The organism is Enterococcus sp. DIV1206, assembly GCF_051712485.1.
GTDB classification, from domain to species: domain Bacteria; phylum Bacillota; class Bacilli; order Lactobacillales; family Enterococcaceae; genus Enterococcus; species Enterococcus faecalis.
In genome coordinates, this window is sequence record NZ_JBIOOZ010000001.1 from 738,052 (window position 1) to 758,248 (window position 20,197).

The 20,197-nt window shown below is 36.9% G+C and carries 29 protein-coding genes and 1 tRNA gene; 29 read left to right on the forward strand and 1 reads right to left on the reverse strand.

Annotated elements, in window-relative coordinates; translation table 11 throughout:
* The 26 genes from IGK86_RS03670 to gp17 all read left to right on the forward strand — a co-directional run bounded on the left by IGK86_RS03670 (window position 1) and on the right by gp17 (window position 16,999).
* Window positions 1–642 (forward strand): putative HNHc nuclease, encoded by a 642-nt coding sequence (locus IGK86_RS03670; protein ID WP_185774172.1) that lies wholly within the window; start codon window positions 1–3, stop codon window positions 640–642.
* Between the two features lie 19 nt (window positions 643–661).
* Window positions 662–1,504, forward strand: coding sequence for a DNA replication protein (locus IGK86_RS03675; RefSeq protein WP_154591549.1), 843 nt, complete (start codon window positions 662–664; stop codon window positions 1,502–1,504).
* A 4-nt stretch (window positions 1,505–1,508) separates the two neighbouring features.
* Window positions 1,509–2,036 (forward strand): single-stranded DNA-binding protein, encoded by a 528-nt coding sequence (gene ssb, locus IGK86_RS03680; protein WP_057086515.1) that lies wholly within the window; start codon window positions 1,509–1,511, stop codon window positions 2,034–2,036.
* 588 nt (window positions 2,037–2,624) lie between these two features.
* Entirely contained in the window at window positions 2,625–3,947 is a 1,323-nt protein-coding gene (gene ltrA / locus IGK86_RS03685; protein WP_057086514.1) for a group II intron reverse transcriptase/maturase, read from the forward strand.
* 309 nt (window positions 3,948–4,256) lie between these two features.
* A complete protein-coding gene (locus tag IGK86_RS03690; RefSeq protein ID WP_243168255.1) occupies window positions 4,257–4,418 on the forward strand; it encodes a hypothetical protein in 162 nt (53 codons plus the stop codon).
* A 19-nt stretch (window positions 4,419–4,437) separates the two neighbouring features.
* Complete coding sequence (locus IGK86_RS03695) at window positions 4,438–4,644, forward strand: hypothetical protein (RefSeq protein WP_002417547.1); 207 nt, start codon at window positions 4,438–4,440, stop codon at window positions 4,642–4,644.
* A gap of 17 nt (window positions 4,645–4,661) precedes the next feature.
* Window positions 4,662–5,120 (forward strand): hypothetical protein, encoded by a 459-nt coding sequence (locus IGK86_RS03700; RefSeq protein ID WP_185774173.1) that lies wholly within the window; start codon window positions 4,662–4,664, stop codon window positions 5,118–5,120.
* An 11-nt stretch (window positions 5,121–5,131) separates the two neighbouring features.
* On the forward strand, window positions 5,132–5,455 hold the full coding sequence (locus tag IGK86_RS03705) for a DNA-directed RNA polymerase subunit delta (protein ID WP_438742034.1): 324 nt from the start codon (window positions 5,132–5,134) through the stop codon (window positions 5,453–5,455).
* Window positions 5,452–5,667, forward strand: a complete 216-nt coding sequence (locus IGK86_RS03710; RefSeq protein WP_002365114.1) for a hypothetical protein — start codon at window positions 5,452–5,454, stop codon at window positions 5,665–5,667. The genes IGK86_RS03705 and IGK86_RS03710 overlap by 4 nt, the downstream gene beginning before the upstream one ends.
* Window positions 5,667–6,182, forward strand: coding sequence for a DUF1642 domain-containing protein (locus tag IGK86_RS03715; RefSeq protein ID WP_057086511.1), 516 nt, complete (start codon window positions 5,667–5,669; stop codon window positions 6,180–6,182). The genes IGK86_RS03710 and IGK86_RS03715 overlap by 1 nt, the downstream gene beginning before the upstream one ends.
* A 3-nt stretch (window positions 6,183–6,185) precedes the next feature.
* A complete protein-coding gene (locus tag IGK86_RS03720; protein ID WP_057086510.1) occupies window positions 6,186–6,386 on the forward strand; it encodes a hypothetical protein in 201 nt (66 codons plus the stop codon).
* 3 nt (window positions 6,387–6,389) lie between these two features.
* Window positions 6,390–6,590: a hypothetical protein gene (locus IGK86_RS03725; RefSeq protein WP_002407417.1), complete on the forward strand. Its 201-nt coding sequence runs from the start codon at window positions 6,390–6,392 to the stop codon at window positions 6,588–6,590.
* A gap of 3 nt (window positions 6,591–6,593) precedes the next feature.
* Entirely contained in the window at window positions 6,594–6,797 is a 204-nt protein-coding gene (locus tag IGK86_RS03730; RefSeq protein ID WP_057086509.1) for a hypothetical protein, read from the forward strand.
* Window positions 6,798–7,189: 392 nt separating this feature from the next.
* Window positions 7,190–7,606, forward strand: a complete 417-nt coding sequence (locus IGK86_RS03735) for an ArpU family phage packaging/lysis transcriptional regulator (RefSeq protein ID WP_025188350.1) — start codon at window positions 7,190–7,192, stop codon at window positions 7,604–7,606.
* A gap of 1,151 nt (window positions 7,607–8,757) precedes the next feature.
* Window positions 8,758–8,828, forward strand: a tRNA-Arg gene (locus IGK86_RS03740).
* A gap of 739 nt (window positions 8,829–9,567) precedes the next feature.
* Window positions 9,568–9,798, forward strand: a complete 231-nt coding sequence (locus IGK86_RS03745; protein WP_057086508.1) for a hypothetical protein — start codon at window positions 9,568–9,570, stop codon at window positions 9,796–9,798.
* 31 nt (window positions 9,799–9,829) lie between these two features.
* Window positions 9,830–10,264, forward strand: a complete 435-nt coding sequence (locus tag IGK86_RS03750) for a terminase small subunit (protein ID WP_438742038.1) — start codon at window positions 9,830–9,832, stop codon at window positions 10,262–10,264.
* Window positions 10,245–11,528 (forward strand): PBSX family phage terminase large subunit, encoded by a 1,284-nt coding sequence (locus IGK86_RS03755; RefSeq protein ID WP_438742040.1) that lies wholly within the window; start codon window positions 10,245–10,247, stop codon window positions 11,526–11,528. The genes IGK86_RS03750 and IGK86_RS03755 overlap by 20 nt, the downstream gene beginning before the upstream one ends.
* Complete coding sequence (locus IGK86_RS03760; RefSeq protein ID WP_185774184.1) at window positions 11,528–13,012, forward strand: phage portal protein; 1,485 nt, start codon at window positions 11,528–11,530, stop codon at window positions 13,010–13,012. Before IGK86_RS03755 ends, IGK86_RS03760 begins: the two co-directional genes overlap by 1 nt.
* Window positions 13,005–13,931: a minor capsid protein gene (locus IGK86_RS03765; protein WP_185775817.1), complete on the forward strand. Its 927-nt coding sequence runs from the start codon at window positions 13,005–13,007 to the stop codon at window positions 13,929–13,931. Before IGK86_RS03760 ends, IGK86_RS03765 begins: the two co-directional genes overlap by 8 nt.
* A 123-nt stretch (window positions 13,932–14,054) precedes the next feature.
* Window positions 14,055–14,690 (forward strand): DUF4355 domain-containing protein, encoded by a 636-nt coding sequence (locus tag IGK86_RS03770; RefSeq protein WP_243169628.1) that lies wholly within the window; start codon window positions 14,055–14,057, stop codon window positions 14,688–14,690.
* Window positions 14,691–14,703: 13 nt separating this feature from the next.
* On the forward strand, window positions 14,704–15,600 hold the full coding sequence (locus IGK86_RS03775; protein WP_438742043.1) for a capsid protein: 897 nt from the start codon (window positions 14,704–14,706) through the stop codon (window positions 15,598–15,600).
* A gap of 70 nt (window positions 15,601–15,670) precedes the next feature.
* Window positions 15,671–16,003: a phage head-tail connector protein gene (locus tag IGK86_RS03780; RefSeq protein ID WP_016619125.1), complete on the forward strand. Its 333-nt coding sequence runs from the start codon at window positions 15,671–15,673 to the stop codon at window positions 16,001–16,003.
* Complete coding sequence (locus IGK86_RS03785; RefSeq protein ID WP_010706885.1) at window positions 16,000–16,275, forward strand: hypothetical protein; 276 nt, start codon at window positions 16,000–16,002, stop codon at window positions 16,273–16,275. Before IGK86_RS03780 ends, IGK86_RS03785 begins: the two co-directional genes overlap by 4 nt.
* Window positions 16,272–16,610 (forward strand): HK97-gp10 family putative phage morphogenesis protein, encoded by a 339-nt coding sequence (locus tag IGK86_RS03790; RefSeq protein ID WP_002363372.1) that lies wholly within the window; start codon window positions 16,272–16,274, stop codon window positions 16,608–16,610. The genes IGK86_RS03785 and IGK86_RS03790 overlap by 4 nt, the downstream gene beginning before the upstream one ends.
* Window positions 16,607–16,999 (forward strand): tail completion protein gp17, encoded by a 393-nt coding sequence (gene gp17, locus IGK86_RS03795; protein ID WP_048943430.1) that lies wholly within the window; start codon window positions 16,607–16,609, stop codon window positions 16,997–16,999. The genes IGK86_RS03790 and gp17 overlap by 4 nt, the downstream gene beginning before the upstream one ends.
* Before the next feature lie 142 nt (window positions 17,000–17,141).
* On the opposite strand, the gene IGK86_RS03800 is transcribed toward gp17, so the two are convergent.
* A complete protein-coding gene (locus IGK86_RS03800) occupies window positions 17,142–18,392 on the reverse strand; it encodes an IS110 family transposase (protein WP_438741968.1) in 1,251 nt (416 codons plus the stop codon).
* A gap of 393 nt (window positions 18,393–18,785) precedes the next feature.
* Between IGK86_RS03800 and IGK86_RS03805 the strand changes: the two genes are divergently transcribed.
* From IGK86_RS03805 to IGK86_RS03815, 3 genes are all read left to right on the forward strand, one after another.
* A complete protein-coding gene (locus IGK86_RS03805; RefSeq protein WP_010706883.1) occupies window positions 18,786–19,391 on the forward strand; it encodes a phage major tail protein, TP901-1 family in 606 nt (201 codons plus the stop codon).
* Between the two features lie 2 nt (window positions 19,392–19,393).
* On the forward strand, window positions 19,394–19,702 hold the full coding sequence (locus IGK86_RS03810) for a hypothetical protein (protein ID WP_002381737.1): 309 nt from the start codon (window positions 19,394–19,396) through the stop codon (window positions 19,700–19,702).
* A 62-nt stretch (window positions 19,703–19,764) separates the two neighbouring features.
* Window positions 19,765–20,163 (forward strand): tail assembly chaperone, encoded by a 399-nt coding sequence (locus tag IGK86_RS03815; protein WP_438742047.1) that lies wholly within the window; start codon window positions 19,765–19,767, stop codon window positions 20,161–20,163.
* The last annotated feature ends 34 nt before the right edge of the window (window positions 20,164–20,197 follow it).

The following is a 20,197-nucleotide window of genomic DNA, read 5'->3' on the forward strand; positions in this document are numbered from 1 at the left end:
ATGATTGGAAAAATCATAAAACACAAAGGAAATAAATTGGCGATTGAGTTTGAGGATGAGATCAACTCGAATTTTCTCAAACTCCTAGCTAACAACGATGACAATTTAGTAAAAGTTGAACTATTAGATAATCGACAAATGTCTCAAAAACAGAATGCACTTTCTCATGTTTTAATAGCTGATATAGCTCGTTGGAGTTATGACGAACCCAAATGGATAGAGGAAGTTTTAAAATATTACTACGAAGCCAAAAGCGGTGTGTATTTTGAACACAGTAAGGCTACACGACATGAAGCAACAGAATGGATTAGTTTTTTAATCGAATTTATTTTGAAAAATGATGTGCCACTAGAAAAGAAATACCAATACTTGCTAGAAAATAACAAATGGTTTTATTACTGCCTTAAATATCGTAAGTGTTGTATTTGTGGGAAACATGCCGATGTTTGTCATATCGAGGTAGTCGGTATGGGGCGAAATCGTCAAAAGATTAATCACGAAACATTTACTTTTTACGCTGGTTGTCGACAACATCATCAAGAAGAACATCAGATAGGTACTAAGAACTTTTTAAACAAGTATCAAATTAAACCAGTAAAACTAAACGTTGAAGAACGTAAGAAGTTGAACATAGGAGGATAGAACGGTGGCTGAAAGAAGAATGTTTGCAAAGACCATCATTGATAGCGATGCATTTTTAGACATGCCGCTGTCAACTCAATCTCTTTACTTTCATTTATCAATGCGAGCGGATGATGATGGATTTATTAATAATCCTAAGAAAATCCAACGAATGGTTGGATGTGGAGATGATGATCTAAAGCTATTAATGGCCAAAAGATTCATTTTAGTTTTTGATAGCGGAGTTATTGTTATCAAGCATTGGAAAATTCATAACTATATTCGAAATGATCGATACAAACCAACTCTATATCAAGAAGAAAAGGCTGAATTAGCTGAGAAAAATAGTAAGGCATATACCTTTAAAACCGAGGTTATAGAGAGTGAAAACCATCTTGGTATACCAGATGACAACCGTATGGGATACCAAATGGATACACAGGTTAGGTTAGGTAAGGATAGGTTAGTTAAGGATAAAAAAAAGAATAGTGTTGAGCCAAGCTCAACTATGCCTGAACTATTCGAAAAAGTTTGGAAAACTTATCCAAAGAAAACCAACAAGAAAAAAGCTAGAGAACAATTTTTAAAGAAGTTCAAGACGGAAGAAGATTTAGAGCCGTTTAAAAAAGGATATAAGGACTATCTTGCGTATATTAAATTAAACGATTGGTATCACCCGCAAGAATTGTTTCGTTGGATACGTGATGATCGTTACAACGATGAATATAATCTGTCTCAAACAAATAAACAGCCTGCGTATTCTAAGGAGCCAGTGAGACAAGAGCAGTTACCAAATTGGACTGGAATGCAAGAAGATGTGCCTTTATCAGCTGAAGAATTAGCTGAATTAGAACGACAAAAACAAGAATTGTTAGGAGAGTGACAATATGATAAACCAAGTTGTGTTAGTTGGACGTTTAACGAAAGATATAGATTTACGCTACACCGCAAGTGGTTCTGCAGTTGGAAGCTTTACTCTTGCTGTGAACCGTAACTTTACAAACCAAAATGGCGAACGAGAAGCGGATTTTATCAACTGTGTAATTTGGCGTAAGCCTGCTGAAACAATGGCTAATTATGCTCGTAAAGGAACATTATTAGGAGTTGTTGGCAGAATTCAAACTCGTAATTATGACAACCAACAAGGCCAACGTGTCTATGTGACTGAAGTTGTTTGCGAAAGTTTCCAATTATTAGAGTCAAAAAGCACCAACGAGAATAGAAATAGCATTCAGACTTCACAGAATAGCGGTACAAGCGTTCAAAACAATTTCGAGAGTAATTATGCCACGAATCAAAACAAAGGCTTAAATCAGCAAAATAACAGCCAACAAATGTCGTTTGGTGGAGATGTGGATCCGTTCGCAGGTGCAGGTAATTCAATCGACATTAGCGATGATGATCTGCCTTTTTGAGTGCTTTGTCAAGCCTCATTCTCTCTAACAGGTGAAAGTCCTGTCCTAACAATTAACCAGTTCGGTTAGGTAGCTATGGTGCACGTATACGGAGTAATCTAAATGCGGAAGCGGCACCGACTAACGTTGTCTCCAGTAGGCTTAACCTTGAAGAGGTTTTGTCTTGATTCAGTCAGTGGGAGCGAGCGAAACTACAGTCCGTAACGAGAGTGAACTTCTGCTAAGTGTCGTTAAAGTCAACACAATTGATATAGCTGAAAGCATTGTGTATTGGAACTGTCGAGCCTTTAGAACGGGGGCGAAGACTGGAACCATCAGAAGTCTAAACTGGTGAATACTTCTGGTGGAGTTCTCGGCATATAGAAGATGGAATGTAGTGAAAGAAGAGTGAGGAACAAAGGATACCCTCCCTTGTCCCAACTATCCCAGTTGGGTAAGATTAGATATAAGGAAAGCACCGAAATTCTAATTGATGCAAGGATAGGGAGTCGGAGAGGTTCATAGTACCGATAATCACAAGAGACAACAAAACTCTGTGTAGGAAAGGAGCCTTACCTCTGCTATTCTTGCCGATGGGAGAGGAACTGAATGATTGCCGAAAAGGCTATACACATTCTACCAAAGGTTCAAGTATTTCAACGGAAGATATATCTATCGGCCAAAGCAGACAAGAAGCGAAAGTTTGGAAATTTATACGATAAAGTCTATCGAAAAGATGTTCTTAGCTCTGCATGGAATAGTGTTCGAAGAAACAAGGGTGCCGCAGGAATTGATGACCAGACGTTAAAGGACATTGAAAACTACGGTGTAACGAATTTTCTGGATGAACTACATGGAGAACTGAAAGAGAAGAAATATCACTCTATAGCTGTAAAACGAGTGTATATCCCTAAAGCCAACGGGAAGAAAAGACCACTAGGAATACCAACAGTTAAGGATAGAGTTGTTCAAACAGCTGTTAAATTAGTAATTGAACCTATATTCGAAGCTGATTTTCAAGAATTTTCCTATGGATTTAGACCTAAAAAGAATGCAAATCAAGCAATCAGAGAAATCTATAAGTACCTAAATTTTGGTTGCGAATGGATAATTGATGCTGACTTGCAAGGATATTTTGACACAATTCCACATGACAAACTGATACTATTAGTGAAAGAAAGAATAACTGATAAATTCATTATTAAGTTGCTACAACTTTGGCTAAAAGCCGGAATCATGGAGAATGATAAAGTTAGAAATAACCTATTAGGAACACCTCAAGGTGGAGTTATTTCTCCCTTGTTGGCAAATATATATCTTAATGCGTTAGACAGATTCTGGAGTAATAATCAGTTTGGAACAGATAGGAAGCATGATGCGCATATGGTACGTTATGCAGATGATTATGTTATTATCTGCCACCATGAACCAGAAAAGTATGATTCATACGCCCGTAGGCGTTTAAATCAGCTAGGTCTAGTCATTAATGAAGATAAAACAAGAGTGGTTAATGCTTCAGAAGGTTTTGATTTTCTGGGATATATAATAAGAAAACTAAAATCTAAAAAGACAGGGAAGTATAAAACGTACTATTATCCTTCCAATAAATCGATGAAAACCATTAAAGGGAAAGTAAAAGAGGTTATCCGACATGGACAACACGATAATTTACCTGATGTGGTTGAACGATTGAATCCAATCTTGAGAGGCTGGGGAAATTACTTCAAATCAGGTAATTCCAAAGAACGTTTTAAACAAATAGACTCGTACGTTATATATAATCTAACAATAATGCTTAGAAAGAAACACCAAAAGGCTGGAAAAGGGTGGAGGGAACACCCGCCATCATGGTATTACGACAATCATGGATTAGTCTCACTACGTAAAATGTGTACGGAGATTGAAAATGAGAGTAAACGCTATAAAAGATAGACCTGTTTGGTGATTATGCAATAATGCCGAGGAAAGAAGGCAGTGGGAAAGCCGTGTAAGGGAGAACCTTACGCACGGTTTGACGAGGGATTTCTGAGGAGATAACTTCAAATCAGCGATCTACTCTACAGGAGGTTAAAAAATGAACAGTGTAATTTTTGAAGATATAGCACGTATTCAAGCTGAAAAAAAGCAAAAGCGAAAAGAAATGCTCAAGCTAATGAATGAAATCCAGATTGGTATAGACATCCCAAAAGCATGGTCTATCGTCAAATTAAAATGCTTGGTAAGGATATTGGTGAGCAAACAATGGATAAATCTAAACCAATCAATTCAATTGATAAAGACAAGTTCACCATTCAAGAATATTTGTATTTGCAGTGGGTTGGTTATTCAGTGAATGCAATCATAGAAGCGTTAGGAATGCCTAGAAACAAATTCTGGGAATATAAAGCTGAACATTTAAATTAGATTTATGAAATGAAAGTGAGTGTTCATTTTGCTAGAGATTTATTACACGCCAACATCCGCTATTATTGCGGATGCACTGGCTAAAACATATGAAGTCGTTTCTTTAGAAACAGCTAGAAATATTGCCAAGAAATTTAAGGCTAGTTTAAAGCAGAAAACGGACCTTTATGTGATTGAGGGAATTTTGATTGATGCTGGTTATAAAAAAGAGCCAGTGAGTTTGTAAGAAAGCGAGTTAAGAAGATGATTCCAAAAATAGAAGTATGGATGCATGATATGTCCGTTGGCTATCCTGTGTGGTTTGAAGTAGATTCAATTGATTATCTAGAAAATTCGTTTGTTATAGTAGATGAATTTGGAAATCCGCATGAGTTTTCTGGTGAAGGTCGTTTATTTAGAGTGAAAACTGAGGAGGAAAAACACATGAAATTTTACGAAATTAAGGAACCTTATTTTGCATTAATCGCTGCTAAAGATGAAAAACAATGTTTAAAACTTTACAAGGACATTGTTTGCGACGTAGAAGACGAAAAAGAATTTTTCGATGATATGAAAACAATTGATAAATACGAAGCGTTCAAAATGCTTGCTAAAAGTCATACTGAAGAGGGTGACAAGACTGGCGCAGAAGAAGCTTTCAATCAGTTAGAAAATCTTGAAGAAAACGGCGAAGTATTATTGATTGACGGCGGCTTGATTTAGGAGGAATCAAAATGAAACTATATCGATATGAAAGTTCAAAAAATACTGGACATTGGACAGAAAGCATAATTCAAGCAAATAAAGAATTCGAAGAGGAAAAAGACTATCTAATGTCAAATGAGCCAGAGGAAGATGAAACAGTTAAATTAGTTTCAATTGAGATACCATATGACTTGATAGATGAACTAGAAGATGAATCTAAAGAAGTGAAACAGGCTATATTAATACATGATCCAGATCGTTCAGACGAAAATCCAAGAGAAGATGGCTATGACTTTGATTATTATGCTGCTTGGTCTGATGATATAGCGAAACGTAAGGTGGTATCGGAATGAGTATGAGCATTCAACCAGGAGTCAAAGTAAAGTATATCGGTAAAGGAGTTCCGCAATACACAAACCAATTTTTGGTAGTAAAAGCAGTATTAGTGAATGGGCTGATTCTTGAATTTCCTGAAGAAGATAAAAGAGAGGTTGTACTGGAAGATTGTGGAATTTGGAAGGAAGAATCGTTAATCTGTGGATTTGATGAAGTGGAGGAACAATGATGAATAAACAAGAATTGATTGAAGAATTAGAATGCTTAGAAGTTCCTACATGTAGCCTCGATTATTTGACAGGCGCTAACTTTGCTACCGAAAGAGCAATTAATTTAGCAAAACAACTAGACGAACCGAAAAAAATCGTGATTCCACAGTTGATTGCTAAGTTTATTCGAGAACATGAAGACCCCATTTTTGAAATCTGCACGTGGGCTGATTATTACGGCAGTGAAGGGAGAACATGTGAGGATTCTGAATTATCCGCGGTAATTCATTGGTATGGTAAAAATAGTAATGAATTTTATCGAGCTGTAGTACACGGCTACGAAGTCGAGAAGGAACCATTATATCATGTTTTATTACCAGACAAAGGGGCGACTAACACAGGATATACTTTTTTAAATTTAGCGGGAACAATTGATTTTACGATATGTAAGGAAAAGGTGGATATGTTAACAGAAAATCAAATCAAAGCAATTGATGAGCGCTATTGGGCTTTTGCTGTGAAGGTGGAGGGATAATAAATGGAAAAATCAAAAAGTTTGATCATATGGCTACCGACTGGTGAAACAATGAAGTTTGAAGATGTTAGGCATGTTGAAACAGTTACAACTGATTTAGAATGGGATGTTTTAAAATTTAATTATCCAGGTGTTTCAACTGGAGTAAGACGAAATGTAGTATTTGAAATGAGTAAATTAATGGGATGGGCATTGGAAGAATAATAAATGATCAAATTTAAAGAATTCAATACTCAACCTTACGATGTTCACATTACTAGATTTTTTGAAGATTTAAACAGAAACAACCCAGATGATGTTTTTGAATATGTTGACTTGAAATGCGTTGATAGAAACTTAGTGATATTAGTTTACCGTCAAACTAATAGAAGCATACGTCAGCTCAGAAATGTACTTAAGGGAGGATAAGCAATGCTAAGTTATCCAGAAGTTTATATTTTAGGGCGACAAGTCGATGGCGTTTATGTTGAATACCTGCGCGGATCAGAGCAAGCCGATTTATTTTTCGATTATGCGATAGCTTGTGATGAAAGAAATCATATGAATAAAACCAATACAAAAGATGGCGAATGGAAAATTTTAAAATACGGGAGGCCAATTACATTGGAGTTTTAACTTATTGCAACTTTTTTACAATAACTAGCTGATTTTTTGCAAACAAAAAGCCAGCCGACCACTGGCTGACTAATGTGGTAGTTAGCACTTTTCCCAAGTAAAGTGCTAATAGTGCCAACAAATAAGGTTGACATTGCGTCTCTGGTGGAGACAGGAACTATCGATAACTGTTTTCCGCCAGTTATCATAGAAAAGGAGAAATTTATTTCAGAAATAAAATCCCCAAGAAAGTTAATATGATTATATCATGAGTAAATGTATTTGAAAATACTATCTCATAGTACGTATTGTAAAAAGTTTATTTAGTAGAAAATAAAAAAAGCCAGATTGCTCCGGCTGTGAGTAATATTTTCGACATAGTTATTATACCACAAAAGGAGCGATTCCACTTGATTCAATTGCTAAAAGAAGTAGATTTTCGACAAACAAAAGCGAATGCCAGAAATGTGTTGAAGAATTTTAGACGTTTAGAGCGAATAGCTGGTCGCTCTTTGATAGATTTAAAATCACCAATTATTACAGATATGCCTAAAAGCCAAAGTCATGGGAACAAAGCAGAAGATGCGCTAGTACAATTAGCAGATGCAGAAGCAGAAAGAGACGCAATTTTATCTGGGCTTATGGCATTAAGCCTTATTAGTCGTCAAGTGCTATACTATAGTTTTTGCGATGTAGAAAAACATACCAATTGGGAAATAGGGCAGTTAATACGTGGATATGGTGAAAAAAATGTTGAGAAGTTAAAATCTAATGCTTTGATCGAATTTGCTGAGGCCTATAAACACGGAAGTTTAGTTATTTATAAATAGAAAATTTTGTAGGGTTTTTGTAGGGAAATTGTAGGGATTTTATTCGGAAATCCATGTTATTATGGTAGTGTCGAAAGATAAGGAAACGAGGTAAGGCATGCATTACCTATCTTAGCTCCGTTTCACTTATCTTTTGAGGCTACCTATAAAAATAAAGAATAAGGATGTGGAAAGTCCAGTTCTTTCTGTCTCGTTTAGTCTAGGTAGCAAATATTGCAATAAACTTGGCATTAAGCTTACACGTAGACGTACGCCGAAAGCACTTGTCAAGATAGCGCTATGTAGTTTGCAATGATCACTCACAAATCAGATGTTCTCAAACTAAAGAAATGGGGTGCAATTCCTCTCTCTTTTTTCTACAGGTTTGTGAGTGATTACTATTAAAAATTGAAAAATCAATAGATTTAAACCTAGTGAAGAGCATTTGAACAATGTGCTAGGGTAGTATGGGATAAGTCGATAACTAAAATGAATTGGGATACTGATTGATTTTAGTGGTAGATTTTACAGCAATGTAAAAAGGACTAATAGTAAAAGCTATTAATCGCAAAGTACTACGTGGAATTTGTGCAGGTGTAAGGTACGAAACTTTCGGGCGTGATAATAGACGCTCCAGTGGAGAATAATCTAAGTTAGGTGGAAGTGTGAGAAGCTTGGCAGACCTTAGAAACCTCAAACCAAGCGCTTTGCAGAGAAACTGAGAAATCAGTGTTTAACGAAAGAAGTCGGTACGAGTAGCTTAATGCAGCAATTTATTTACAGATGACAAATAATAAAGATGGGACTCTTATGTAAATGCTGAATGTTCAAGTGAAAGTTATTAGCCAGTAGAGCTAGATCATACAGAAAAAGCAAAGAGAAGCTATTGGGTAGCGCCTGATAGTTCAGCCTCTTTGGGTATGTGACTGAATAACACTGTAAACAAAGGAAGCAGGAAGAAAAGCCTAAATCTGTTGATTTTTGAGTTTTTAATTATCGCTGTGGCGGAAGTAGAGAGACGCAAAGGTGAAGATAGAAAGCGTAAGGCGCACTATTGGGACCTTGTACAAAACTAGAGAGGGTTAGTGCATGAGTGGTGCAATCCCACTCCAGCGATATTGAGTTTGTGGTAGGCAATCTCAAAAATGGCATAGTATAAAAATCCTTTCGGTTGGCGTGTAGCATCTGGGATGCAACGAGCATATAGCGAGATAAGAGGCAGGTTCGATTCCTGCCACGCCAATAGGCAGCTTTGCTACTTAAATAAAAGAATCGTCAATAGATATTTCTGTTGCATTCACGATGAGGCACTAGCTTAAAAGTGCCTCTTTTTGTTTGGAGGTATTGTTATGTTTAAGTTATTTGAAATCATTAAGCAAGAAGATGCAAAAAAACTAAATCGTTTGAAAAAAGAATTAAAGCAGACTACTCAACGTAAATGAGTGGTCTTTTTTAGTACATAAAAAAGCCACTAGACTATGGGATCTAGTGGCTAGGTAGCTATTAGATATATGAGGGTATTTCGTGTGAAAGAAATTTAACTATCATACACTACCTGTACAGAAAGTATAACAGATTAATAAAAAAAGTCATAGTCATTATAAATAATAACCACTGGATTTCATAATCCAGTGGCTGGGTAGCATGGGTTAATTTATCTTATCGTGCAACATTGAGGTTATACTAGAATATTTAAAGTAGATTAATAAATTATTTTAAGGAGCTGCTACCCAGAACTATTATATCAGAGCCTAAAATAATCTTGCAATAAAAAAGAGAGTATATATTAAAAAGCCACTAGACTATGGGACCTAGTGGCTGGGTAGCAAACATTCTAAAATGGAGTATTACACAAAATTTGAGGATTATTAGAATACTTATCTTAATCGATAAACTATTATATAGGGTGTCGCTACCCAAGATTATTGTAGCAAAAAGTAACTTGTTGAATCAAGTACATAAAAACAATTAGGAGAGAGAACATGAAAAACTATTGGTATGTATCGTTAACACATAAATATCCACAGCCGAACCGTACAACTGATTCAGTACGTGTTGTAATGTCTGTGCAGATAAAGAAGAATGTTTCAATTGTTGAAATGACAAGAGAAGCCACGCCGAAGGAAATTGATGCGTGCAAGCTAGTTTATTGTGGTTATGGTAGTTGGAAAGATAAGCATATACAAGAGAATATAGAAATGTATGTGAAGTGATAAATTATTAGACAGAAAGGCGGTGAATAACATGCGAATGACCGAGAAACAGAAACGATTTTGTGACTTTTACATCGAGACAGGAAATGCCAAAGAGGCTGCTATCAGAGCGGGATATAGCGAAAAGACTGCAAAGCAGATAGGACAGGAAAACTTGACTAAACCTGACCTCAGAGCTTATATAGACGAATGTCTCGCAGAACTGAAAAACGAACGAACAGCCGATGCCCAAGAGGTGCTAGAGTACCTAACAGCTGTTATGCGTGGCGAGTACAAAGAAGCAACACTAATTGGTGTAGGCGAAGGCGCACAAGCCGTTGTAGACATCGATGTGGGCGCAAAAGACCGTTTAAAAGCAGCCGAGCTTCTTGGTAAACGTCATGCGCTGTTCACTGATAAAGTCGATTTACAAACGGGCGATATTGTGATTAAGGTTGGTGAGTGGGATGCAGACGAAGAAACGTAATATCGTTTTAGAGTTTAACTTCCCGTCAAGAGTTTTTAACAAATCGTTTTATGATCGATTGGTGGATTATTCTAAATTCACCGAGGTTTATTGGGGCGGCGCTTCATCTGGCAAAAGTCACGGTGTCGTTCAAAAGGTTGTTTTTAAAGCATGTCAAAGATGGAAGAAACCAAGAAAGATTTTATTTACAAGAAAAGTAGGGCGTAGCTTAAAAGACTCTATTTTCGAGGATGTGAAAGCGTGTCTTTCTGATTGGGGACTGCTAGACAAGTGTAAAGTAAATAACACTGATTTTAGAATCACGTTACCAAACGGCGCAGAGTTTCTTTTCAAGGGAATGGATGACCCAGAGAAAATAAAATCCATCAAAGGGCTGTCTGACGTCGTGATGGAAGAAGCAACAGAATTTACACTAGAAGATTATACACAGCTTACTTTGCGTTTACGTGAACGTAAGCATGTGAAACGTCAAATCTTTTTAATGTTTAACCCAGTTTCTAAACTGAACTGGGTATATAAATCTTTCTTTGATGAGGAAGCAGAAGTCGATCAACGAAGAACGGGTATTTATCACAGCACCTATAAAGACAATCGGTTTCTTGATAGTGAAAATAAAAAGGTGATTGAGGATTTAGCCAAACGAAACCCAGCGTATTATCGCATATATGCTTTAGGAGAATTTGTTACGCTAGATAAACTTGTATTTCCAAACTATCAGAGAAAACGATTAGACAAGCACGACGAACTGTTAAGACAGATTGATTCAGATTTTGGCTTAGACTTTGGGTATGTAAACGACCCTTCCGCTTTTGTGCATGCAAAGGTAGACGAGAAGAACAAACGTATTTATGTTCTTGAAGAATACGTCAAAAAAGGCTTGCTGAATGATGAAATCTCAACGGTTATTAAAGATTTAGGCTATGCAAAAGAAGTTATCACTGCGGATTCAGCTGAAAAGAAATCTATTGCAGAAATCAAGAAGAACGGAATTACTAGAATACGTGCAGCCAAGAAAGGTCCTGATTCAATACGACAGGGGCTTTCTTTTTTATTGCAATACGAGCTAATCGTAGACGATCGTTGCGTAAAACTGATTGAGGAATTAGAAAACTACACGTGGGCTAAAGACAAGAAAACAGGGGAGTACACCAATGAACCTATTGATAGCTATAATCACGTGATAGATGCTTTACGATACGCAGTTGAACATCGTAGTAAAAAAGCACGTGGAATTAAATTACAAAGTGTGAAGGGGGTTATTTGATGACAGACAGAGTAAGTAGACCGAACACGGAAGGTAAAATACGAGAATTTGTTGACCTTTTAGGAAATCGTGTCTTTTATTGTGATAAAAACGCAAAGATTGACGAGCGCTTGGTGGATAAATACATCAATAAGCATCGGAAACTAATTGGCTTTTACGAAGAATTAGAAAAGCTCTACAACGGTCAACACGATATTTATTATCAAAAAGGCAAAGGGATTGGAAAGCCCGACCATCGTATCGCGGTTAACTTTGCCCGTTATGTTGTAGATAGTTCTGCAGCTTTCTTTAACGGTAAACCAACAAAAATTACTCATCCAGACGAAGAGCTAAAGGAATTTGTTCAAGATTTCCGTAAACGAAACGATGAAGAAGACAACGACGCGGAGCTTTCTAAGTTAACTGCTATTTATGGGCATGCTTATAAGCTTTTATACCAAAACGAAGAAGCGGAAACGTGCGTGACTTATTTAAAACCTACACAAGGATTTATTGTTTACGCAGATGATTTATTAAAAGCGCCTATGTTTGCCGTGCTTTACAACAAAATGACAAACGACGAGCTAACAGCAACTGTTTATCCACAAAACAGCACAGAAACGTTTATTTTTACACAAGACAAGACTTCTAAACGGTTAGAGAGTAAACAAGGACCGACCGTTTTTCAGAAAGCCTTGTCTTATTTGCTAGGTGGAAAAGAGGCAATCGCTAATCCGTACGGTGAAGTGCCTATGATTGAGTTTATGGAAAACGACGAACGACAAGGACGTATCGAATCTGTGTGGTCGCTGATTAATAATTACAACGAAGCTCTATCAGAAAAAGCGAATGATGTGAGTTATTTTGCGGATGCCTACTTAAAAATGATAGGGGTAGATTTAGCTGACGAAAACGTCGCTGCCTATTTACGTGATAACCGAGTGATTAACAGTGCCGAGCCTTTAAATGAAGGTGAATCGGTAGATATTAATTTTTTGGATAAACCTAGTTCAGATACAACACAAGAAAATCTATTAGACCGATTAGAGCGGTTAATTTATCAAATGTCTATGACTTATAATGCAAACGATGAAAGTTTTAGCAATAACGCTTCTGGAATTTCGCTAGAATTTAAAATGCAAAATCCTAGGAATTTAGCACAAGCGAAAGCTAGGAAGTTTAAAAAAGCATATGCGCAAATGTACAAAATGATTTTTTCATTACCTACGAATGTACCTGCTAATAAAGCGAAAGAATGGTTTAATTTAGAATACACTTTTGACTTTAATATTCCGCGCAATATTAAAGACGAAGCGGAAACCGCACAAAAACTTGAGGGAATTGTTTCAAGAGAAACACAACTAGGCGTATTATCGATTGTTCCTGACGTAACTCAAGAAATGGAACGTATAAAGGACGAAGAAACAGACGAACGTTTAGATCCTCAAGTTGATTTCAGTAAATTTGCTCAAACTACGGAAGAAGTGACCGAAGAACATGAGTAATTATTGGGCGGAACGAGAAGCAAAACACATCGAAGAAATGCTAAAGCGACATGTGAATTATGAACAAGAAATTCACAGACGATATTTAAAGCTGTGGAAAACAATAGAGGCAGAAATTCAACAGTTTTACGTCGCTTATGCAGGGAAAGAGAAGATTAGTATTGATGAAGCGAAACGACGTGTAAGTAAACACGATGTAGAAATTTTCGCGGAAAAAGCGAAACGTTATGTACAAACAAGAGACTTTTCAAAAGAAGCTAACGAGCAATTAAGGCTATACAATTTAACGATGAAGGTTAATCGTTTAGAGCTTTTAAAATCGAAAATAGGTTTGTATTTAACAGACAATACGAATCAGCTACAGACTTATTTTACAGCGATATTAACAGAGGAAGCCGTAGCGGAGTTTGTACGACAAGCGGGGATATTAGGCGGGTCCGTTCTTTCCGAAGAAACTTATCGAATGTTTGCTAAAGCGATTATCGAGGGTTCGTTTCATAACGCGACATTTTCGCAACGTTTGTGGGTGAATCAAGATGTTTTGAAAGCAAGCATCGATCGCTTGTTAACAGTGGGATTATCAGCAGGCAAACATCCAGATGTTCTAGCTAGGGAATTACGTAAATTAGTTGTGATTGATAGCTTGCGAGGAAAGGAAACGGCTGATTATGTCGCACGTCGGCTAATGATTAGTGAATCCGCAAGAATACAAAGCGAAGTACAAAAGCAAAGCTACGAAAAATACGGGTATGAAGAATACAACCTGATTGTAGAACCAAGCGCTTGTCCTATTTGTGTAGGAATAGCAAGTGCAAATCCACATAAGGTTTCTGAAATGAGCCCAGGAATCAACGCAAGCCCCATTCACAACTGGTGTAGGTGTAGCACTGCACCTGCTTATAAAGACAAAAAGTTCTAGCAAAAGTTAGGCTTTTTTTTATTTGCCTTCTTACTGCTTACAGGCGTTAAAGAGAAAGCTGTTTCGATTGATAGGCGTAACCTATTAATTTCGATTAGCCACGTAATGGCTGGAGGTTTTAACATGAACGAAGAAAAACACTTATTATTACCGATGGATTTACAATTTTTTGCAGATGAACCAAATTCTGATGAGCCAAACTTTGGAAATTCAAACGAATCGGGGGATTCATCGACAAAGGATTCTCAAAATCCAAAAAATGAAAATCCAGACGGAAAAGAAACTGGAAAGACTTTTACCCGTGATGATGTTGCCAAGATGGTCGCAGCAGAAACTAAAAAAGCTGTGGCGCAAGCAAAATCCGATTGGGAAAAGCAAAAATCTTACGAGCAAATGACTGCGGAAGAACGTGTTAAGGCGAAAGAACAAGAAGCTACAGAAAAAGAAGCTTTAGCGGAAAAACGAGAAAAGGAAGCACAAGCTCGTCTCGATCGTTTAACGCGTGCCGAATCTGTTCGTAACGATTTATCCGAGAATGGTCTTTCCGACTACGTAAGTGCTGCACAAGCCGATTTATTGCTTGTGAAAGATACGGACGAGGATACAAAGAAAGCTGTAGATGAATTAAAACAAATTATTTCAAAAGCTAGAGATGGTATCCAAAAAGAATTGCTGAAAGGTCAAACTGTAAACGTTGCTACAGCAACAAAAGAGACCGATTGGCGCAGCAATTTGACTAAAAATTTAGAAAAGAAATAGGAGATGAAAAATTATGCCAGTTATTTTAGATAGCAAAGATTTAAAAGCAATTGACAAAGAATTTGCCGCAGGCTCGCAAGTTTGGGATTTATTGAAAGGTGGAGCTGCTGCAGTAACAAAAGCAGATTTTGTAGGCGCAAAAGAAGTCCGCATCAACAAAATGAAAGGTTTTACTGCTAGTGATTATAAACGTAACGAAGACAATAAACGTTCTAAAATTGATGTGGCAAAAGAAACGGTCAAACTAGAGAAAGAACGTTGGTTTGGTTATGACTTAGACACATTAGATCAATCAGAAAATGCTTCCTATGAAGTTCAAGCGATTGTGGAAGAACACACTCGTTTAGTTGCGATTCCTGAAAAAGATCGCGTTGCGGTACAACGCTTATTGGAAGCGGCATTTGCGGAAGCAGCGGATGATGATAGCGAAGGAAAATACGTTGGAAAAACGGTAAAAGAAACCATTACTACAGAAAATGCTTTGGCTTCATATGATGCGGCAGAAGCGTATATGACAGATGCAGAAATTGTCGGTCCGTTTATTATGTTTGCATCCACTGACTACTATTCAGCATTAAAAAATGCAAAAGGTGTTTCAAAAACATTTACTACGAACGAGCAACAAATTTCAGGTATTAACCGTAAAGTTGCGCAGTTAGACGGTTCCGATACTATTATTCAAAAAGTAGCTAAATCTCGCTTACAAGTTGATTCTACGAAGAAAATTAATTATATTCTTGTGCCTTTGATGGTTTGTTCGCCAGTTGAAAAATACAACTCTATTGATCTAATTCCAGCTTCACAAGACCGTGACGGCTACAGAGACACTATTAAAGGGTTGAACTACTACGATGCTATTGTAACTGAAAAAGCTCGCCCTGCCATTTACGTTTCTTACGATTCAAAGTAAGCGCCCCGACCGTTAAAAAGGTAACACCAACGGCAGATGGGGCAGTTATTGAAGCAGAGTAGGTGAGAAAATGTTTCGTTCAGAATATCGTGTATTGCTGGATATTTCAGATGATACCTACAAAAAAGATGAGGAAAAAATTATCAAAATCTGGGACATTACTGAAAAGCAACTGCTAGTAAAGCTAAAAACAGATGAGATACCAGAAAAATTGGACTATATTGTTCCATCAATTGTAGTGAAACGTTACAACCGTTTAGGTTTTGAAGGCATGGAACAGCATTCTCAATCAGAAGAAACAATTTCTTATAATTTGGACGACTTCGGGGAATTTCAAGATGAGATTAACGATTATCTTGAAGAACAAGGCTTGATTCGTAAAAGGAAGGTGTCCTTTTTATGAGAATCTGCATTAATTACTACAACAAAAAGCACGAGCTGATTTCGGAAAAACTGATAGGCAGTGTAACCGAAGTCGGAACGGAAAAACAAATGACCATTTTCCCTAACATAAAGGAGCAGATGGTCATTTTTCGTTTTAGAGACCGCTTATCCATTCGTTCAGGTTTTCTTGAATACTACGACGAAGAAGAACAAAAAAATCGAAAATTTACCGTTGTTAAAAATTTGCGTGTTAGTAAAGGAACTTCGGTTTATGGAAGTGAATATCGATGACTTACCGAGTAGATATTTCAGGATTGGATGATTTAATCGAAGCGATTGAAGAAGCGAAAAAGCTAGACGATGTAAAAGAGGTCGTCAAAAATGATACTGCTTATATGGCAAATCAAATTGCAGAAGAAACACCAGTCAGAAGTGGATACTTAAAACGAAGTGAGACACCTTCTATTAAAGATGATGGAATGACTGGTGAAGTCGAAGCGATGGCTGACTATTCAGCATATGTAGAATATGGAACGCGTTATATGTACGGACGTTTCTATATGAAAAAAGGGCATACAGCAGCAGCTAAAAGATTTCTTGATAATATGGAGGCGTTAGTAAAATGACCTTTAAAGACCCGTATTCAGAGCTTTACGAAGCCTTATTTGGCACTTTGGAACAAGCAGGCTATGAAATCTATGCGCATTTGCCAGATGATGAGGCTTCTTATCCGTTTGTTTTCTTAGGTGAACAATGGTCTAAGGATAGACAAACAAAAACAAGAACGTTAGGTTCAACCAATATTATGATTCATGTTTATGATCATGACGACAAACGTCGAGAATTAAATCAAGTATTAGCCGATGTACGAAAAATCGTTCATGAATTGCATCAAACTGAGAACTTTAATTGGTTAGTAACGGAAAGTAGTACAGAAGTGATTTACGAAAATACAACTAATTTTGGTACGAGCCTTGCACACGGTGTACTTGACATCACGTTAGAATTTGAATAAAGAAAGCCTAATGGTAATAAGTCAAGATATAAATTTTAAAATATGAGTTAGATTTTGAAAAATTAGACCGCACTGAACTAGACCCGACTAAAATCAAATTTTTTTCGGGGTAATCACGAAGATTTTCGCAAATAACTTTATGTTATTTTTCTATCACCACCTTCGCCGGCTGATAGAATTGACCGTTGCGTAGTAGCGCATCGATCAAGCGCACAAATTTTCTTCCGGTTAAGACGAGCGCTCGTTTATGTTTGTGTTTAGGTACTTCATTTTTCTTTTTTTGGTAGTACTCTTTAAATTCTGGAAGTGTACTTCTTACTCGATTGGTGGCTTCAATTAAGTAGTAACGAAAATAGCGATTTCCAGAACGATTTAGTGGCGTGTTTTCAGATTGAGAGTTTCCTGATTGATTTTTAGACCAAGTTAACCCGGCATACTTTGCTAACTTGGATTGATCATCAAATCGCTCGATTTGACCAATTTCAGCGATTAAGCCTGCAGTATAAACAGCTCCTAATCCTGGGACACTTAATAAGCATTGGGCTTCTGGAATTGTTTCAAGTAAAGCAGTAATGTTTTTTTCAATTTCTTTAATCTGTTTTTTTAGAAATTTGATTTCGTTGGCGATTATACCTAATACAAGGTCAATGGAATTCTTGGTTACTTTACCTAAACGATAAGAACTACGTACAGCTTTTTGAATACTTTTGACAAGTTGCTCTGGATTTTTGAATCGACCTTTTCCTAGCTTTTGAAGTAATTCAGCGGCTGATTCAAGAGGCATTTCCGAAAATTCATCTAAGGTAATACCTTCTGTAAGTAGATTCATAATTGAAGCTCCGAATATGGAAGTTTTATTGTCTTCATTCGCAAGTTCTTTTGATAAAGTATTACATTTATACGTCAAATTTTCTAAAAAATGTTGTTTTGCTTCTACCATTTGTGTCACTAATTGATAACGAGATCTTGTTAGTCGTTGAAGTCCAACATAAACTTCTTCTTTAATAGGAGACAATGTATGGAGATCTACTCGTAGATAATCAGCTATGATCTGTGCATCAATTTTATCTGTTTTATCCTGATCGAACATTCTTGAATACTGTTTGATTCTATAAGGATTTTCTACAGTAACTTCGACAGGTAACAGCTTTAAATCTTCATCTAAGTAGAAAAACATTGCTGGGTGAAAACTATAAACAGAAGTCGATTCCATACCTATGACAATTCGGCAGAAACCAAAGGTTTCTTGGTAGTCGAGAATTCTTTGTTTGATTTCGCTAGCTCCGATTAAATCGTTGCTAAGTGAACCTTCAAACAAGATCTCTTTGGAGTCTGTTAAAAAGCAAGTATCTAATTTTTGAGAACTAACGTCTAAACCAATAAATAATTTCATGGAAGGTCCTCCTTTCATAAATTTTTTGGAATACTTAGCTATTGAAGTTTATCCCTGAATCTTATTGAATAACCGCAATCTCGCTTAATAGTACTCAATTGTTTACCTCTTAAAAGCCACCCTATTTCCTACTAGAAATAGTTTAAGAAGTGAACGGTACAGCTAATGGGTTTGAGGCATGATAATCAATAAGTCGGGATGCAGGCTTTCTGCTGTAGTCATAGCTACAAAGGAAATTAGCAGTGTTCCGATAGACCGTTTCCATAAGTCTATTATCCAGGAACAAAATTCAATAGCCAAGGTTTAAAAGTTATTTAATAAGGAATAGCCCTAAGGGGTGACTGAAACGATGGAAGTCGTTTCAAAATATATATTACGAGAAGGAAACTAGAAATGGAGAAAGCAATCCAAGGTAAAAAAATCAAGTTAATGTTTCGATTAACACGTGAACGTGCGACAACAGCAGCGAAGTTATTAGCTTTAGAAATTTCACACGAATATAAGTCAGAAACAAAAACAGATACGCAATCAACAAAAGATGGGAATGTCCCAACTTCTGGAATGCCGTCAGCTTCCATCGAAATGGAATTTTTACGGACAGGCACAGAAACTTACAACATGTTGAAATATGCGTACCGTAACGGGCTAGAAATTGATGTATGGCGCATTAATTTTGATAAAAAAGACCCAAAAACAGGAAAATACGAAGCAGAATTTGGCACAGGTTTATTGGATTCATTCGGAGATTCTGCTGAATCTGACTCTAATTCAAGCATTAAACCAACCCTAGTTTTAAATGGTGACCTAGTGGAAGGATGGGCAACGGTTGACACCGAAAACGAAGAACTTGCACGTGCTTTCTTCTACGACACAGTGGCTGGTGCGGAACCAGAAGAACCTGTAGAAAAATACACACCAAAAACAATTGAAGTGCCTAAAGTTGAAAGTGTAACGCCAACAGCAGATGGCGCCGTTGTAAAAGTGAAGGAGGAAGAATAATCATGGCAATTACTTATCGTATTTATAAAGGTAGTGAAAAAGTGGTTGAAGGAGCAAGTCCATTAACTATTACAGGACTTGATGCAGGAGCAAAAGTAGCAGCAGGAACGTACCATATTGTACGTGTGCAAGATGAAAAAGAATCTGAAAAAGTAGCTATTCCAGCTTTTACTGTATTGGCGGGGCGCTCTTTGGAAAATAAACCAACAGAAGCAAATACGATTCCTGAAATCAAAGAATGGTTAACTGCTCACAGTATTGATTTTACAGGAAAAACAACGAAAACAGATTTATTAGCATTAGTACCATAATTAAAAATCAGGAAGTAGGCGGCAATGTGAAGGCATTGTCGCTTTTTTAGGAGGAATTTTACATGTCAACAAACGTAAAACCTGTCGCAACAATTAACGGAAAAAAATATCCTTTGGTTTTCGGTTTTAAATTTTTAAACGAAATTAACGCATTAAAACCTGACGTTGAAGAAGTGGACGGCTTCGTTCAATTGGTTGGCGGATTACAAGATGGCGACGCTTTTGCCTTTCAAAAATTAATACACGCAGCATTAATTACTTATGATGACTTAACAACGAAAGAAATTGACGACTACTTAGAAACGTCAGATGAGGCTTTAACGTTGTTTGAAAATTTTATCTCTTTCTTGGAGCAAGCACCGTTAACGGCTCTTCGGACGAAAAAAGCGCTAGAAGCAATCAAAAAAATCATGGCTTACATGGAACAGATACAAGCCAATCAACAAGAAACGACAGCCTAGATTATGACGAAATAGTTGTCACTTGTTTTCAACA

Excerpts from the sequence above, each read along its gene's own strand:
- IGK86_RS03690 (WP_243168255.1), top strand. The coding sequence starts at position 4,257 with ATGGATAAATCTAAACCAATCAATTCAATTGATAAAGACAAGTTCACC.
- IGK86_RS03710 (WP_002365114.1), top strand. The coding sequence starts at position 5,452 with ATGAGTATGAGCATTCAACCAGGAGTCAAAGTAAAGTATATCGGTAAA.
- IGK86_RS03750 (WP_438742038.1), top strand. The coding sequence starts at position 9,830 with ATGCGAATGACCGAGAAACAGAAACGATTTTGTGACTTTTACATCGAG.
- ltrA (WP_057086514.1), top strand. The coding sequence starts at position 2,625 with ATGATTGCCGAAAAGGCTATACACATTCTACCAAAGGTTCAAGTATTT.
- IGK86_RS03675 (WP_154591549.1), top strand. The coding sequence starts at position 662 with ATGTTTGCAAAGACCATCATTGATAGCGATGCATTTTTAGACATGCCG.
- ssb (WP_057086515.1), top strand. The coding sequence starts at position 1,509 with ATGATAAACCAAGTTGTGTTAGTTGGACGTTTAACGAAAGATATAGAT.
- IGK86_RS03805 (WP_010706883.1), top strand. The coding sequence starts at position 18,786 with ATGGAGAAAGCAATCCAAGGTAAAAAAATCAAGTTAATGTTTCGATTA.
- IGK86_RS03755 (WP_438742040.1), top strand. The coding sequence starts at position 10,245 with ATGCAGACGAAGAAACGTAATATCGTTTTAGAGTTTAACTTCCCGTCA.
- IGK86_RS03815 (WP_438742047.1), top strand. The coding sequence starts at position 19,765 with ATGTCAACAAACGTAAAACCTGTCGCAACAATTAACGGAAAAAAATAT.
- gp17 (WP_048943430.1), top strand. The coding sequence starts at position 16,607 with ATGACCTTTAAAGACCCGTATTCAGAGCTTTACGAAGCCTTATTTGGC.
- IGK86_RS03730 (WP_057086509.1), top strand. The coding sequence starts at position 6,594 with ATGCTAAGTTATCCAGAAGTTTATATTTTAGGGCGACAAGTCGATGGC.
- IGK86_RS03760 (WP_185774184.1), top strand. The coding sequence starts at position 11,528 with ATGACAGACAGAGTAAGTAGACCGAACACGGAAGGTAAAATACGAGAA.
- IGK86_RS03720 (WP_057086510.1), top strand. The coding sequence starts at position 6,186 with ATGGAAAAATCAAAAAGTTTGATCATATGGCTACCGACTGGTGAAACA.
- IGK86_RS03785 (WP_010706885.1), top strand. The coding sequence starts at position 16,000 with ATGAGAATCTGCATTAATTACTACAACAAAAAGCACGAGCTGATTTCG.
- IGK86_RS03800 (WP_438741968.1), bottom strand. The coding sequence starts at position 18,392 with ATGAAATTATTTATTGGTTTAGACGTTAGTTCTCAAAAATTAGATACT.
- IGK86_RS03810 (WP_002381737.1), top strand. The coding sequence starts at position 19,394 with ATGGCAATTACTTATCGTATTTATAAAGGTAGTGAAAAAGTGGTTGAA.
- IGK86_RS03765 (WP_185775817.1), top strand. The coding sequence starts at position 13,005 with ATGAGTAATTATTGGGCGGAACGAGAAGCAAAACACATCGAAGAAATG.
- IGK86_RS03770 (WP_243169628.1), top strand. The coding sequence starts at position 14,055 with ATGAACGAAGAAAAACACTTATTATTACCGATGGATTTACAATTTTTT.
- IGK86_RS03745 (WP_057086508.1), top strand. The coding sequence starts at position 9,568 with ATGAAAAACTATTGGTATGTATCGTTAACACATAAATATCCACAGCCG.
- IGK86_RS03700 (WP_185774173.1), top strand. The coding sequence starts at position 4,662 with ATGATTCCAAAAATAGAAGTATGGATGCATGATATGTCCGTTGGCTAT.
- IGK86_RS03715 (WP_057086511.1), top strand. The coding sequence starts at position 5,667 with ATGAATAAACAAGAATTGATTGAAGAATTAGAATGCTTAGAAGTTCCT.
- IGK86_RS03705 (WP_438742034.1), top strand. The coding sequence starts at position 5,132 with ATGAAACTATATCGATATGAAAGTTCAAAAAATACTGGACATTGGACA.
- IGK86_RS03670 (WP_185774172.1), top strand. The coding sequence starts at position 1 with ATGATTGGAAAAATCATAAAACACAAAGGAAATAAATTGGCGATTGAG.
- IGK86_RS03780 (WP_016619125.1), top strand. The coding sequence starts at position 15,671 with ATGTTTCGTTCAGAATATCGTGTATTGCTGGATATTTCAGATGATACC.
- IGK86_RS03775 (WP_438742043.1), top strand. The coding sequence starts at position 14,704 with ATGCCAGTTATTTTAGATAGCAAAGATTTAAAAGCAATTGACAAAGAA.
- IGK86_RS03725 (WP_002407417.1), top strand. The coding sequence starts at position 6,390 with ATGATCAAATTTAAAGAATTCAATACTCAACCTTACGATGTTCACATT.
- IGK86_RS03790 (WP_002363372.1), top strand. The coding sequence starts at position 16,272 with ATGACTTACCGAGTAGATATTTCAGGATTGGATGATTTAATCGAAGCG.